The 14819-nt window shown below is 53.1% G+C and carries 12 protein-coding genes; 1 reads left to right on the top strand and 11 read right to left on the bottom strand.

Annotated features, from left to right (window positions below; translation table 11 throughout):
* Positions 1-101 precede the first annotated feature (101 nt).
* The 4 genes from G364_RS0103240 to G364_RS17280 form a co-directional block, all read right to left on the bottom strand.
* A complete protein-coding gene (locus G364_RS0103240; RefSeq protein ID WP_019933715.1) occupies positions 102-2159 on the bottom strand; it encodes an AAA family ATPase in 2058 nt (685 codons plus the stop codon).
* Entirely contained in the window at positions 2156-2599 is a 444-nt protein-coding gene (locus G364_RS0103245) for a hypothetical protein (RefSeq protein ID WP_019933716.1), read from the bottom strand. Before G364_RS0103245 ends, G364_RS0103240 begins: the two co-directional genes overlap by 4 nt.
* Positions 2596-3516 carry a hypothetical protein gene (locus G364_RS0103250; protein ID WP_019933717.1) on the bottom strand — a complete coding sequence of 307 codons (921 nt, stop codon included), beginning with the start codon at positions 3514-3516 and terminating at the stop codon, positions 2596-2598. Before G364_RS0103250 ends, G364_RS0103245 begins: the two co-directional genes overlap by 4 nt.
* Positions 3517-3641: 125 nt before the next feature.
* Positions 3642-3899 carry a hypothetical protein gene (locus G364_RS17280; RefSeq protein WP_169336641.1) on the bottom strand — a complete coding sequence of 86 codons (258 nt, stop codon included), beginning with the start codon at positions 3897-3899 and terminating at the stop codon, positions 3642-3644.
* 16 nt (positions 3900-3915) lie between these two features.
* Here G364_RS17280 and G364_RS0103255 point away from each other — a divergent pair, with 16 nt between their 5' ends.
* Entirely contained in the window at positions 3916-4848 is a 933-nt protein-coding gene (locus tag G364_RS0103255; protein WP_342661937.1) for an integron integrase, read from the top strand.
* 226 nt (positions 4849-5074) lie between these two features.
* On the opposite strand, the gene G364_RS0103260 is transcribed toward G364_RS0103255, so the two are convergent.
* The 7 genes from G364_RS0103260 to G364_RS0103290 form a co-directional block, all read right to left on the bottom strand.
* On the bottom strand, positions 5075-6949 hold the full coding sequence (locus G364_RS0103260; protein ID WP_019933719.1) for a propionyl-CoA synthetase: 1875 nt from the start codon (positions 6947-6949) through the stop codon (positions 5075-5077).
* A 52-nt stretch (positions 6950-7001) separates the two neighbouring features.
* Entirely contained in the window at positions 7002-8168 is a 1167-nt protein-coding gene (gene prpF, locus G364_RS0103265) for a 2-methylaconitate cis-trans isomerase PrpF (RefSeq protein WP_019933720.1), read from the bottom strand.
* 12 nt (positions 8169-8180) lie between these two features.
* Positions 8181-10760, bottom strand: a complete 2580-nt coding sequence (gene acnD / locus G364_RS0103270; protein WP_019933721.1) for a Fe/S-dependent 2-methylisocitrate dehydratase AcnD — start codon at positions 10758-10760, stop codon at positions 8181-8183.
* 8 nt (positions 10761-10768) lie between these two features.
* Positions 10769-11923 carry a bifunctional 2-methylcitrate synthase/citrate synthase gene (gene prpC, locus G364_RS0103275; RefSeq protein WP_019933722.1) on the bottom strand — a complete coding sequence of 385 codons (1155 nt, stop codon included), beginning with the start codon at positions 11921-11923 and terminating at the stop codon, positions 10769-10771.
* Positions 11924-11967: 44 nt separating this feature from the next.
* Complete coding sequence (gene prpB, locus G364_RS0103280) at positions 11968-12846, bottom strand: methylisocitrate lyase (protein ID WP_019933723.1); 879 nt, start codon at positions 12844-12846, stop codon at positions 11968-11970.
* On the bottom strand, positions 12843-13562 hold the full coding sequence (locus G364_RS0103285) for a GntR family transcriptional regulator (protein ID WP_040614439.1): 720 nt from the start codon (positions 13560-13562) through the stop codon (positions 12843-12845). The genes prpB and G364_RS0103285 overlap by 4 nt, the downstream gene beginning before the upstream one ends.
* A gap of 280 nt (positions 13563-13842) precedes the next feature.
* Positions 13843-14793: an SPFH domain-containing protein gene (locus tag G364_RS0103290; RefSeq protein WP_019933725.1), complete on the bottom strand. Its 951-nt coding sequence runs from the start codon at positions 14791-14793 to the stop codon at positions 13843-13845.
* Between the last annotated feature and the right edge of the window lie 26 nt (positions 14794-14819).

Below are 14819 nucleotides of genomic sequence, written 5' to 3' on the forward strand. Positions count from 1 at the left end.
AAGCCTAACGCCCGCCTCAACTGCCGGAGGCTACTGGCGCCTTTTGTGCGGCTTTTTGCACAGAAGGTGACAGTGGCCGAAGGTCAGATTGCAGGCGTTTGTTATGGCATTTGACTCACAGGTTTCAAAAGCTTGTAGCCGCACTCTATTAAGTGATGATTTACTCCGTGCACAGACTCATCAAATACTTCATCACTCTCATCAAAAGATGCAGCCACAATACCTTGAATATTTCGCTGTTTAGAGATATTCGTCAAAAGTGCATTTACACTTGTGACCCCCATAGAATGCTGACCTGGCTCATCCAAAAGAACTAATCCAGGGTGATTCCCGCCTAACTCTTCTGAAGCCGAATATACTGCTAGTAAGTAAGCCCAGATGAGCCTCACAAAATCACTTGCTGAAGAATCAGATTTTATATCCGTATTTACTTCTCTCAACTCCAGCCCTGCCAAATATGGAAACAATGTGTCTCTATTTATTTCTATATCTGAAGTTGGCGCACTCTTATAGCCAAAAAGGCTCGCATAGCTTCGGAAATGATTCTGAAATTTATTATATTTCTTGACATCCTCAGCAGATGATTTTCGTTCCGGCAAGCCTGCTAACTCGGCCTTAATATTCCGAAACTCATTGCTGAAATTTACTAGATTACTGACCGAACTGTTTATGATCCTTTCTGCTTTTAAGAGGCTTTCCACTTTAAGTTCAAGTTGTAGTTTAACTCTTAAGTCAGCCTCTTCTGCATTGCCAGATAACCGTATCTGCTTTTTAAAGCTCAAGCATACTGCACGCTTATCAGAAACATTTTCTGAATATTCACGAGCTTGAGACTCTAATTTTGTAATTGTTTTTTCTAACCCTAGAATATACCTAGATACCATCTTTTTCTGACTATCGAGGTACCTTACATTTTCGTCAATACTCATCGGCTGTATAAGGGTATCTGCTAAAAACAAGGAGTCATCTACGTGTTGATGACAAGCCGGACAACTATCAAGCGCAAGGCTCAAACCACTCTCGGCACCAAAATTTTTGAGTTTTTTAGCAATCTTGTTTTTTTCTAAGTCTTTTTCTATTTCTGATCTAAGTGATAAATACTCAGTCAGCCTTGATTTGGAAAGCCGAATCTCCGCATTAGCGGAATCAAGCATAGAAACTAGCTGGTCTAATTCTGCTTTTGAACTCTCATATGCCTCTATCAAATCGATAGAAACATCATCTCTTGTTTTATTCTCAGCCTCGTCAATAGCCTCAATTTTTCTTACCAATTCAACAATGTAATCACTTAGCGCAAAGGTAGCATCTCCAACTTGCTTCGTAATTCTGACTAGTTGTGGGTCAAACATATCGTCTGCTGTGCGTTTAATACCTATCACATTGATAGACTGGTCCTCTTCCAACAATCCAATTTTAACCTTCTCCTCCGACCATTTTGATTGAATATTAGTCAAGCCTGACATCAAAGTTGATTTGAGTCTTTCGTTTTCGAAAACATCCAACCCCAGAATAAATTCAACGATTTTTGTTCTCACATCACGGATAGCATAATAGGGTGTATTAGCTATGTAATCAGTCCACCCTCTCTTTTGCTCAATTAGGAGCGCTGAAAAAATAGTTTGAATATAGAGCTTTACCTCACCACCATTGGCACCAGGAACGAAAGGAAGACTTAAACCGACGAAATTCTCAAGGAATGTAAAATACCCCGATTCAGCGTTCTGTGCTGATCCTTTATCATGCAAATACTTAGGAGATATATCAAATTCTCGATTTTTTCCCGAAAGATAATCCCCATGTATCACCTCGATTAGTTTCGTATCTTTATCAGTAGAGTTAATGGCTCTTTTTAAAGTTACAACATCACTATTTTTATTTGAGATCTGTAAGTAAACATAAGATGATACTATCCTTATCTTATCCTTCTTTTCACTTTCAACATATTCCTTCAATGCATAAGGCAAGGTCTTTTCACCTTTCCCGCCAAGAATTTCCTCCATGCCAAGAGAATAGATAAGAGAATTAACCAATGTGCTTTTGCCAGAGGAATTATTACCGCGTACAATATTTAATCCAGATTTAAATTCACATTCAAAACCGTATTCACCGCCGGTCGTATTGAGAACTATTTTAAATTTCTCTAGGTGCAAACCAATCATTCCCATTCCCTAATAATATTTTCCACCATACCTTCAGTTATTTTCGAACCTATTGACTGAAGAAAAAAGTAATCATCTTTGAAAGCCATCTCACTATCAATTTCTGAAACGTATTTGGCGCCATCTTGAGTTAACTTATATGAAAGTCCAGACTTACTAATCAGCCCTTCAGCTTCAGCATACTGAAGTGATATATTGACTGCTGGATCAACCCCCCATACCCCAAATAAAATTTGGTTTTGATTCGCCGACTCTAACAACATTTTCTTTCTTATCTCATCTTTCAAAACCCAGCTGAATAAATGTAGTCGAATTAGGCTAGACTTCTTTCCTCGTGATGAGAGATATAATACCAGTAATAGTTGAGTGATTTTATAGATAGGCCTATGCTCAGCCATAAGAGGCATAGGCTTTCTGTGAAATGTAAGTTTACTCATCATTCAATACCTAACGGACACAATGCAATCCATTTAGACGTCATTTGATCAGCTATCCGGTATATCTCTGCCTCTCCTAAAGTAGGTGTTGCCTCACTTAATCTTTGGGCTAATTCGTCTCGAATCTTAGATATCAATTCTTCAGCATCCCCGCGCCAAGTTATACACAACTCTTCTACTTCACTTTCGTACTGATTTATTGCTCTCAACACGTGAAAGTAGATTTCCGAAGCGTTTTTCTCTATTTCTTTTAGGAATGGATCGTTTTTTAGCCATTTATTTGATGTTATGCGATTCAATTTTAGATGCTTTTCTTCATCTAAAACCCCATTGAATGTACAGCGAACTTTATTCTTCTTACTAATATTTTTTTCATATTCTGAGATTTCTTGTTCTTCTGCTTGGCTTTCTAATTCTAATGCGGAAAAAAGAGTGATTTTTTTCCCTTTCGCTGTTTGTATTGCGTTAATTTCCGAGGCAAAATAATCAGCGTCTTGCAGAATAACTTTGAATTCAGGGTCTATAATGGAGAGCCCCCATGTGACAACCTCTACTTGCTTCGTTTGCGCATGACTTAGCAATTTATTGTCGGTGATTAGCGGAGTAACGAAAACCCACTCCCTAATTTTCGTATTACCCATTCGACGAGATATTTCATTTTCGTAGGCTCGAAGCTTCTCAAGGTCCTTAGTTATTTTGTCTCTCTGCTTTTCGTACAATTCTTTTTGAGTGTAGTGGGTATCGGGGCAATAACACTGAAATGCCACGCCGTCTAATTTCGTAAAGCCTTCGATCCCGAAATCACCAGGGGATGCAACCATCTCTTGGTATTGTTGATCTTTATACTTTGATTTGAAAACTAGTTGACACAGGTCTTCCCATGAATCCCCGTCAAAAGTTCCATATTTAGTCTGGATCATTTATTAATTCCAAAGTCCAATGTGCCTTCTACGCTGTGGCCTGCCATAACATTATAATAGTGAGCGTGCTCATATATGTTCAGACACCCACTCTCGGTAAGTTTCATAATATCCTGATTATAAAATCATTTTCTCTCTTTTAGAGCAATCACTCCGTGATCAAAATGAGCATACTCACTATCTGCACGACTTTGCTCGTTATCTACATCATCATCAAGCAAGCTCTTCAATTTACTTGCTTTTTCTGCTCCTAATTGCTGTACACGAGCGCAGTTTGTGGATAACAAGCATGCAAATTTCACAGCTTGCAATATACTGTACATGCATACAGTTAAGCGTGAGATAGGTAACAGTATGGCTGCCAGTCCGTTTTTAAATCGCATTCGTCGGGAGCTTCGCTTGGGTAGCTACAGTCTGCGCACCGAAAAAACCTACCTGCACTGGATCAAACGGTTCATTCGCTTTCATCAGCTGCGCCACCCGGCCGACATGGGTGCACCAGAGGTTCGCAGCTTTCTTACCTGGCTGGCCGCCGATTGTCATGTTGCCGTCAATACACAGAAAACTGCTCTTAATGCCCTGGCATTTATGTATCACAAGGTGCTGAATATCGAGCTTGGCGAGCTGGACTTTCATCATGCTACTCAATATCGCCGCCTTCCCGTTGTGCTGACTCAGGCTGAAATCGCGTTAATCTTCAAACACCTGGATGAACGCAACCGGCTGATCTTCTCATTGCTGTATGGCAGCGGTCTCAGAATCACTGAATGCCTGCGGCTCAGAGTGCAGGATATTGGTTTTGATGATGGTTCAGTCACCGTTCGTAACGGCAAGGGCAACAAAGACAGAAAAACCATGCTGAGCCAGCGGCTGCACAATATGCTGCACCAACAGATAGAAAGCGCCCTGTCGGTTCAGCAGGAAGATAACCTCAAAGGCGTTGGCCCATCACTGCCCTTCGCCCTTGGCAAAAAATATCCCAATGCTTTTCGCCAGCCCGCCTGGATGTTTATTTTTCCCTCTGTCAGCCTGTGCAAACATCCTGTTACCGGAGTCGTTTGCCGTCATCACCTGCATGACTCAGTGCCACGCAGGGCGCTGAAAGCAGCGGTTCGTCAGTCCGGTATCTGCAACAAGCGCATCAGTTGCCATACCTTTCGCCATTCATTTGCCACGCATCTGCTTGAAAGTGGCCGCGATATCAGAACCGTACAGGAGCTGCTGGGGCACAGCGATGTGCGCACTACTCAGATTTACACTCACGTGATAGGTCAGCACTTTGCCGGCACACACAGCCCTCTGGACTTTCTTGCCGGTGCGGAGAATCAGTAATCAGTGTGCTGTTGGCTGAACGCCACGCAGGCTACCGCCAGACCTTGCAGGCGATCATCCTGATTGCAGCTTTATAAATTTGCGTCCTATTTTGACGTGCTGGCAGGATAATTCAATTGAGACTGATCAATAAGGTGAGCAGGACTGTTTGATTTTCGGCCATTCAGGCTCAGTGAGCCGAATAAAAGGGGTAATCGGCTCAGGATCTGAGCCGATTAAGGTTGGCTTACTCCAGCACCCGCGCCAGCTCGTCCAGCGAGCCGAGGTCGTCTATGGTAGACGGCACCACATACTGCTCACCGTCTGCTATCTGGCGGATCACCCGGCGCAGTATTTTGCCGGAGCGGGTTTTGGGCAGCCGGTCGACGATAATGGCCTGTTTAAAGCAGGCCACGGCACCCACCTGGTCGCGCACCAGCTGCAGCAGCGCCTGCTCTATGTTGCCATTATCCGATGTGTAGCCGTCTTTCAGCACCACCAGCCCCAGGGGCAGCTGGCCTTTCAGCTCGTCGTGCACACCAATCACGGCGCATTCCGCCACGGCTTCGTGGCTGCCTACAATTTCTTCCATTTCGCCGGTAGAAAGTCGATGGCCGGCCACGTTGATCACGTCGTCCATGCGCCCCATCACAAACAGGTAGCCGTCTTCGTCCATGTAGCCGCCGTCGCCGGACACATAAAAACCGGGAAACTGGCCGAGATAGCCGGATTCAAAACGGTCGTGATTGCGCCACACCGTGGGCAGGCAGCCCGGTGGCAGCGGCCGTTCAATGGCTATGTAGCCCTGCTCGCCGGCGGGCTGCACTTCGCCCAGCTCGTTCAGCACTTTCACCTTGTAGCCCGGAGTAGGTTTGGTGGCGGAGCCGGGCTTGGTGGTAAAACGCTCCAGCCCCAGGGGGTTGCCGGCAATGGCCCAGCCGGTTTCGGTCTGCCACCAGTGATCCACTACCGGGCGCTTGGTATGAGTTTCCACCCAGTCGAGGGTGGGCGGATCCAGCCGTTCACCGGCCATAAAGATGGTGGTGAGTTTGTCCATGGGGTAATGGGCCAGCTGCTCGCCGTTCGGGTCTTCCTTTTTAATGGCCCGAAACGCCGTGGGTGCCGAGAACAGCACTTTTACGCCATATTCGTCACACACTCGCCAAAAGGCACCGGGATCCGGCGTTTTCACCGGCTTGCCTTCATACATAATGGTGGTGCAGCCGTAAATAAGCGGCGCATACACTATGTAGGAATGACCCACCACCCAGCCCACGTCGGACGCGGCCCAGAACACATCGCCGGGCTTTACGTTGTAAATGGTGTTCATGCTGTAGTTCAGCGCCACGGCATGGCCGCCGTTGTCGCGCACCACGCCCTTGGGTTTGCCGGTGGTGCCCGAGGTATACAGAATATAGAGCGGATCCGTCGCTTTTACCGGCACACAGGGGTGCGGCTCGGCTTTTTGCATCAGGGCCGACCAGTCCTTGTCACGATCATGAGGTAAATCTGCCGGGCATTCCGGCCGTTGCACCACCACCACGTGCTCGGGCTTGCAGCGGCTGTCCATAACTGCCTTGTCTACCAGCGGCTTGTAGGGGATTACTTTGTTCACTTCCACCCCGCAGCTGGCGGTGAGCAGCACTTTGGGCTCGGCGTCTTCAATGCGCACTGCCAGCTCGTGAGGGGCAAAGCCGCCAAACACCATGGAATGAATGGCCCCCAGCCGGGCACAGGCCAGCATGGAAATGGCCGCTTCCGGGATCATGGGCATATAAATCACCACCCGGTCGCCCTTTTGCACCCCCAGTGCGGCCAGCATGCCAGCGGCCTTGGCTACCTGATCCCGCAGCACGCAGTAGGTGTAACGGGCTTTTTTGCCGGTGACCGGCGAGTCGTAAATCAGCGCGGTCTGATCGCCCCTGCCCTGCGCCACATGATAATCCAGCGCCAGATGGGCGGTGTTCAGCTCGCCGTCGGCAAACCAGCGCTCTATGCCGTGCTCGTCCTGGCTTAATATGGTTTGCGGAAAGGTAAACCAGTCCAGCTGCTGTGCTTGCTGTTTCCAGAACACTTCCGGCGAGTTGGCCGCCAAATCAAATGCCTGCTGATAGGTAAACATGCTGCTTGCTCCTGACATTGCTTTTCCTTAAGCGCCGCGGGCGCATCGATGATTAAAACGGCACGCGCACTACCCCTTCCATTAAAATGCGCGCACTGCGACTCATGGTGACTTTCTCCACCATCCAGCCTTGATCGGTGTGCCGAGCGCTGGCCCCGACCCTGAGGGTGCCGGACGGATGACCAAAGGTGACCGACTCCCGCACGCCGCCCCCGGCGGCCAAGTTAACCAGGGTGCCGGGCACACAGGCGGCGGCGGCAATGGCCACGGCGGCGGTGCCCATCATGGCGTGGTGCAGCTTGCCCATGGACAGCGCCCGCACCAGCACATCAATGTCGTTTTCGGTCACCGTTTTGCCGCTGGACGCCATATAGGCCGCCGGCCCCGCTACAAAGGCCACCTTGGGGGTGTGCTGGCGGCTTGCTGCCTGTTCCGGTGAGTTAATCAGCCCCATTTTCACCGCGCCAGCCGCGCGAATACGCTCGAACTGAGCCAGCGTCCCGGCATTGTCGTTAATGGCCGGCTGCAGCTCGGTGCCGGTAAAGCCAATGTCTTGTGCGTTAATAAAAATGGTGGGAATGCCGGCGTTAATCAGCGTGGCGTCAAGGGTGCCGATGCCGGGCACGTCCAGCTTGTCGACCAAATTGCCGGTAGGGAACATGGCCCCTTCACCGGGTGCCATAAAATCCACCTCAATTTCCGCCGCGGGAAAGGTGACGCCATCCAGTTCAAAGTCGCCGGTTTCCTGCACCTCGCCGTTGTGCATGGGCACATGCACCAGCAGGGTTTTGCCTATGTTGGCCTGCCATACCCGCACGGTCGCCATGCCTTTTTGTGGCACCCGCTCCACCAGGCCGGCATGAATGGCAAAAGGCCCTACCGCCGCCGAGAGGTTGCCGCAGTTGCCGCTCCAGTCCACAAAGGGCTGATCAATGGACACCTGACCGAACAGATAGTCCACATCGTGATCCGGTTTTTGGCTTTTGGAGACAATCACCGCCTTGCTGGTGCTGGAGGTAGCCCCGCCCATGCCGTCTGTATGCTTGCCGTAAGGATCCGGGCTGCCAATGACCCGCAGCAGCAGCTTGTCTCTGACCTCGCCGGACACTTGCGCCGCCGGCGGCAGATCGCTCAGGTTAAAAAACACGCCCTTGCTGGTGCCGCCACGCATATAGGTGGCGGGTATCTTCAGCTGGGGCGGGAAAGTATTGGTTGCCATGGTTGCTTCCTTTTAACCGGCCAGAAAATCCTGGGCGAAACGTTGTAGCACGCCGCCGGCGCTGTACACATTCAGCTCGTCGGCGGTGTCCAGCCGGCAACGCACGGGCACTTGCTCTCGCTCGCCGCTGGTACGGGTGATCACCAGCGTCAATTCAGCGCCGGGCTGAATGTGGCCCTGCACGTCATAGAGTTCGGTGCCATCGAGCGCCAGCGTGTGGCGGTTGGTGCCGGGTATAAACTCCAGCGGCAGCACGCCCATGCCCACCAGGTTGGTGCGGTGAATGCGCTCAAAGCCTTCGGCCACTATGGCTTCCACTCCCGCCAGACGCACTCCCTTGGCAGCCCAGTCCCGGGACGAACCCTGACCGTAGTCGGCCCCTGCTACTATGATCAGCGGCTGCTTGCGGTTCATGTAGGTTTCTATCGCTTCCCACATGCGGGTCACTTTGCCTTCCGGCTCTATGCGCGTAAGCGACCCTTGCACCACTTCGCCGTTTTCCCGCACCATTTCGTTAAACAGCTTGGGGTTGGCGAGTGTTGCCCGCTGAGCGGTGAGGTGATCGCCTCTGTGGGTGGCATAGGAGTTAAAGTCTTCCTCCGGCACCCCCATGCTGGCCAGATATTCCCCTGCCGCGCTGGATGCCAGAATGGCGTTGGACGGTGACAGATGGTCGGTGGTGATGTTGTCCCCCAGAATGGCCAGCGGGCGCATGCCGCTAAGGCTGCATTTGCCGGCCAGCGCCCCTTCCCAATAGGGCGGACGGCGAATATAGGTGCTCATGGGACGCCAGTCGTAAAGCGGCGGCGTATTTTGCGCGGCGTCATTCAGCTTGAACATCTGAATATAAACCTGCTTAAACTGCTCGGGCTTCACATACTCCGCCACCACCGCATCTATTTCTTCATCGCTGGGCCAGAGATCGTTCAGGTAAATAGGCTTGCCATTGGCGTCTGTCCCAAGAGCATCGCGCTCTATATCAAAGCGAATGGAGCCCGCCAGCGCATAAGCCACCACCAGCGGCGGCGAGGCCAGAAACGCCTGCCGGGCATAAGGATGAATGCGGCCGTCGAAGTTGCGGTTACCCGAGAGCACGGCCGTGGTGTAAAGGTCGCGTTCAATGATCTCTTGCTGAATATCGGGGTCGAGCGCGCCGCTCATGCCGTTACAGGTGGTGCAGGCATAACCCACAATGCCAAAGCCCAGTTGCTCCAGCTCCGGCAGCAGGCCCGCTTCTTCCATATAAAGCCGCGCCACTTTGGAGCCGGGCGCAAAGGAGGTTTTTACCCAGGGTTTGCGCGTTAAGCCAAGCACATTGGCCTTTTTGGCCAGCAGCCCCGCCGCCACCACGTTGCGCGGGTTGCTGGTGTTGGTGCAGGAGGTGATGGCAGCAATAATAATGGCACCATCCGGCAGTTTGCCCGGCTCTTCATGCCAGGGGCCGGCAATGCCGCGCTCGGCCAGCGCCGAGGTGGGCAGCCGCCGGTGCGGGCTGGACGGCCCCGCCATATTGCGGGTAACAGTGCCGATATCAAATTCCAGCACCCGTTCATACTCGGCACTGTGCAGATCATCGGCCCACAGGCCGGTGTGGCGGGCGTAGGCTTCTACCAGTTTTACCTGCTCGTCGTCGCGGCCGGTGAGCTTGAGGTAGTTGATGGTCTGCTCGTCGATGTAGAACATGCCGGCAGTGGCGCCATATTCCGGGGTCATATTGGAAATGGTGGCGCGGTCGCCAATGGTGAGATCTTTGGTGCCTTCGCCAAAGAATTCCAGCCAGGCCGACACGACCCGTTGCTCGCGCAAAAACTCGGTGAACGCCAGCACTATGTCGGTGGCGGTAATGCCGGGCTGGCGGGTGCCGGTAAGCTTTACGCCGACAATGTCGGGCAGGCGCATCATGGAGGGCCGGCCCAGCATCACGGTTTCGGCTTCCAGCCCGCCCACACCAATGGCAATCACCCCCAGCGCATCCACATGAGGGGTGTGGCTGTCGGTGCCCACACAGGTGTCGGGAAAGGCCACGCCATTTTGCACCTGCACCACCGGCGACATTTTCTCCAGGTTGATCTGGTGCATAATGCCGTTGCCGGCAGGGATCACGCTCACGTTCTCAAAGGCGGTTTTGCACCATTCAATAAAGTGAAAACGGTCTTGGTTGCGCCTGTCTTCAATGGCGCGGTTTTTGTCAAAAGCGTCCGGCTCAAAGCCGGCATGCTCCACCGCCAGGGAATGATCCACAATCAGCTGGGTTTGCACCACCGGATTCACCCGGGCCGGATCGCCGCCCTGAGCGGCAATGGCGTCCCGCAGGCCGGCCAGATCCACCAAAGCGGTTTGCCCCAGAATGTCGTGACACACCACCCGCGCCGGATACCAGGGAAAGTCGAGGTCGCGCTTGCGCTCAATCAGTTGTTTCAGGCTGTTGGTAAGCTGAGCCGGTGTGCAGCGGCGCACCAGTTGCTCCGCCAGCACCCGAGACACATAGGGCAGGCCTTCATAGGCACCGGGAGCAATGGCGTTGATGGCCTCCCGTGTATCAAAAAACTCAAGGTCAGTACCCGGCAGCGGTTTGCGAAAGTCGGTATTCATAAGGCTCCTCACTTGCGCTCGCTGATGGGCAGCCAGACTTGCGGCTCGGGGCCGATATAGTCGGCGCTGGGGCGAATAATGCGGTTGTTGGCGCGTTGCTCAAACACATGGGCGGCCCAGCCCGTTACCCGGCTCATCACAAAAATGGGGGTAAACAGCTTGGTGGGAATGCCCATAAAGTGATAGGCAGAGGCATGAAAGAAGTCGGCATTGCAGAACAGGTTTTTCTCCCGCTTCATCACCGCTTCAACCCGCTCGGACACCGCATAAAGGTGAGTGTCGCCTACGTCTTCAGACAGCTTTTTCGCCCATTCCTTGATAAGGGCATTGCGCGGATCCGACTCGCGGTATATGGCATGACCAAAGCCCATGATCTTTTCTTTTTTGGCCAGCATGTGCAGTATGCCCGCCTCGGCTTCATCCGGGGTCTGCCAGCGTTCAATCATTTCCATGGCGGCTTCGTTAGCCCCGCCGTGCAGCGGGCCGCGCAGGCTGCCGATGGCGGCGGTAATGCAGGAATGCAGATCCGACAGGGTGGACGCACACACCCGGGCGGTAAAGGTAGAGGCATTGAACTCATGCTCGGCATAGAGCACCAGCGAGCAGTGCATTACCCGCTTGTGCAGCTCGGAGGGTGCCTTGCCGGTCAGCATTTCCAGAAAATAGCCACCTATACTGTCCTGCGCCGGACAAGTGGTGTCAATGCGCACACCGTCGTGACTGTAGCGATACCAGTAGCAGATAATGGCCGGCAGCATGGACAGCAGGGTATCGGTTTTGTCCTCCTGCTCGGCAAAGTCCATCTCCTGATCCAGATTACCCAGCACAGAGCAGCCGGTGCGCATTACATCCATGGGGTGCGCATGGGCAGGAATTTCTTCTAGCACCCGGCACAGGGCTTCCGGCAGGCCCCGGCGGGACATCAGGTTTTGCTTGTAAGTATTCAGCTCGGTCTGAGTCGGCAGCTTGCCCTTCAGCAGCAAATGCGCCACTTCTTCAAACTCGGCATGGTGTGCCAGGTCGGTAATGTCATAGCCCCGGTAAGTGAGGCCGGTACCGCTTTTCCCCACAGTGCACAGCGCCGTGGTGCCGGCACTCTGGCCGCGCAGGCCGGCACCGCCCAGTTGTTTTTCTTCCTTGGATTTTTCAGCAAAGGTGGTCATGGCTGGCTCCTTGTTATGTTTTGGTCGAGGTGTGTGCGTAAGCGTCAGTCGCCTTTTTGCTCGCTGAACAACCGGTCCAGCTTGTTCTCGTAATCGTGATAACCCAGGTAATGATAGAGCTGCTCCCGGGTTTGCATGCTGTCCACCACATTGCGCTGATGGCCGTCTTTCAGCAGGTGCTGATACACATTGAGCGCCGCCTGATTCATGGCGCGGAATGCCGACAGCGGATAGAGCACCATGCCCACACCGCACTCGGCCAGCTCGTCTTTACTGAACAGCGGGGTCTGGCCAAACTCGGTAATGTTGGCAAGAATGGGTACCTTGACCGCCTCGGCAAACTGGCGATATTGCTCAAGCGTGTTGATGGCTTCGGGGAAAATCATGTCGGCTCCCGCCTCCACACAGGCCAGCGCCCGCTCAATGGCCGCGTCCATGCCTTCCACCGCCAGGGCATCGGTGCGCGCCATGATCACAAACTCACTATCGGTGCGCGCATCCACCGCTGCTTTTACTCTGTCTACCATTTCGCTCTGGCTCACAATGGTCTTGTTGGGCCTGTGGCCACAGCGCTTTTGCGCCACCTGATCTTCCAGATGCACGGCGGCCGCGCCGGCGCGCTCCATCTCTTTAATGGTGCGGGCAATGTTAAAGGCCCCGCCAAAGCCGGTGTCTATGTCTACCAGCAGCGGCAGCTTGGTGGCGGCGGTAATGCGGCGCACGTCTTCCAGCACGTCGTTCAGGGTGGTAATGCCCAGATCCGGCAGGCCGTAAGAGGCATTGGCAATGCCGCCACCGGACAGATAAATGGCCTGATGGCCCACCTGCTCCGCCATCATGGCGCAATAAGGATTGATGGTGCCCACCACCTGCAGCGGCTGGTTATTGGCGACCGCCTCGCGAAATTTTGCTCCCGGACTCATTGGTTTGCTCCTTGTTCGGTTTCAAGTTGTTGTTCAATTAACAGCCGGCTGCGCATGATATGCCGGCGCATCAGCAGCTCGGCCAGCTCACCGTCCCGCTCCCGCAGGGCCGCCAGCAAGTGAAAATGCTCGCTTAATGCCTGTTGCGGACGGGAATGTGAGCGCTGAGACTGATGCCGGTACATACGCAGCAGGTGATACAGCTCGTCGCACAGCAGGCTGATCAGCGTGCTGTTGCGGCTGGCCAGGATCAGCCGGTAGTGAAAGTCAAAGTCACCCTGCTGATGAAAATAGGAGGCCCCTTCCACTTCTTCGATATGGGCCTTGTGGGTATTAAGCAGCTGCTCCAGGGCAGTCAGCTCGGCCTCGGTAATGTGCTGGCAGGCCAGCCGCGCCGCCATGCCTTCCAGCGCCTCGCGCACCGCATAAATCTCAATGAGCTTGGCCCGGCTGAGGGCAATAACCCGCGCGCCCACATGGGGCACCCGCTCAATCAGGCCTAACGATTCCACCCGCAGCATGGCTTCGCGCAGCGGCCCCCGGCTCACGCCAAAGCGGCGCGCCAGCTCGGGCTCGGAGATTTTACTGCCGGCCTCAAACTCCCCTTTCACAATAAGATCGATCAGCTGCTCAGTCAGGTTGGCCGACTTGGTCAGCTCCCGCGCTTCGGTCAAGGATAAGTCGGTGCTTTGTGGTAGTACTGCTTGCTCTGCCATTCAATTGTCAACAATTTAACGAATATGAAACAAAATTATCACCTGAAATGGGGTTGAGCAAGGTGATGTGTTGACAATCATGGTTAGACTTTGGTCTTAACAGACAGCTGGAAGCGAGAAGCTGGAAGCGAGAAGCTGGAGGAATGGGACTCGTCCCAACCTGGTACTGAGTTGCCCGAATAAATTCGGGCCTACTGTAGGCCCCGTTTTAACGGGGCAAAGGTTCTACATGATGGCTGAGCCCGTGGGTTTGCCCTAATAAATTGGGGCCTGCAGGGGATTACATTTTGTTTTTAAGCAGCGCCTCTATGCTGCCCACGGCACCGAGTACGCTGCTGGCTTCATAGGGCAGGAAGATGCGATCGCCGTCTTTGCCGATTTCGGGCAGGGTTTTGAGGTATTCCAGCCCCAGCAGATAGCCGATAACCAGTTGCGGATCGAGCCGGTCGCTGCCGGCGGCCAGTACCTGATCAATGGCCTGGCGCTGGCCGTCGGCCATCAGAATGGCAGCTTCGCGCTCCCCTTCTGCTACCAGTATATTGGAGCGTTTCTCCCCTTCTGCCCGGGCGATGGCGGCTTCCCGTTCACCGCTGGCCTGCAATACAAGTGCCCGGCGTTCCCGCTCGGCGGCCATTTGCTTGCGCATGGCGTCTTCCACTTCGGCGGGAATGAGAATGTCCTGAATTTCAACCCGGGTGACTTTTACGCCCCATTTGTTGCCGGCTTCGTCCATAACCACCTGCAGCTTGTCGTTAATTTCCTGGCGGGATTCAAACAGCTTGTCCAGCTCCATTTTGCCTACTTCCGAGCGCAGAGAGGTTTTGGCCAGAATTTCGATAGCCTGAATAAGGTTCTCGGTCTGGTATACGGCCCGCTCCGGGTCAATCACCTGAAAATACAGGGCACCGTTTACGGTCACGCTCACGTTGTCGGCCGTGATCACCGACTGGCCGGGAAAGTCGAGCACGGTTTCGCGGCGGTCAATGCGGGTTTCTTCCTGCACCACGGCGACATTTTCTCCGCCAATGGCCTGATAACGGCGCACCTTAATGGAGCGAGGCTTGTCTACAAAGGGAATAATCCAGTTAATACCGGGGCTGAGCGTTTTCTGGTAACTCCCAAGCCGCTCAATAACCACGGCTTCCGATTGCTGCACTATCATCAGGCCTTTGATCACCAGTGCCAGCACCAGCACGGTAAATACCAGAGCAATAACCAACATCATGTCCATGACAAACTCCCTTGCGGTAACAATGT

The organism is Oceanimonas smirnovii ATCC BAA-899 (assembly GCF_000381965.1).
In the GTDB taxonomy this organism is placed as follows: Bacteria; Pseudomonadota; Gammaproteobacteria; order Enterobacterales; family Aeromonadaceae; genus Oceanimonas; species Oceanimonas smirnovii.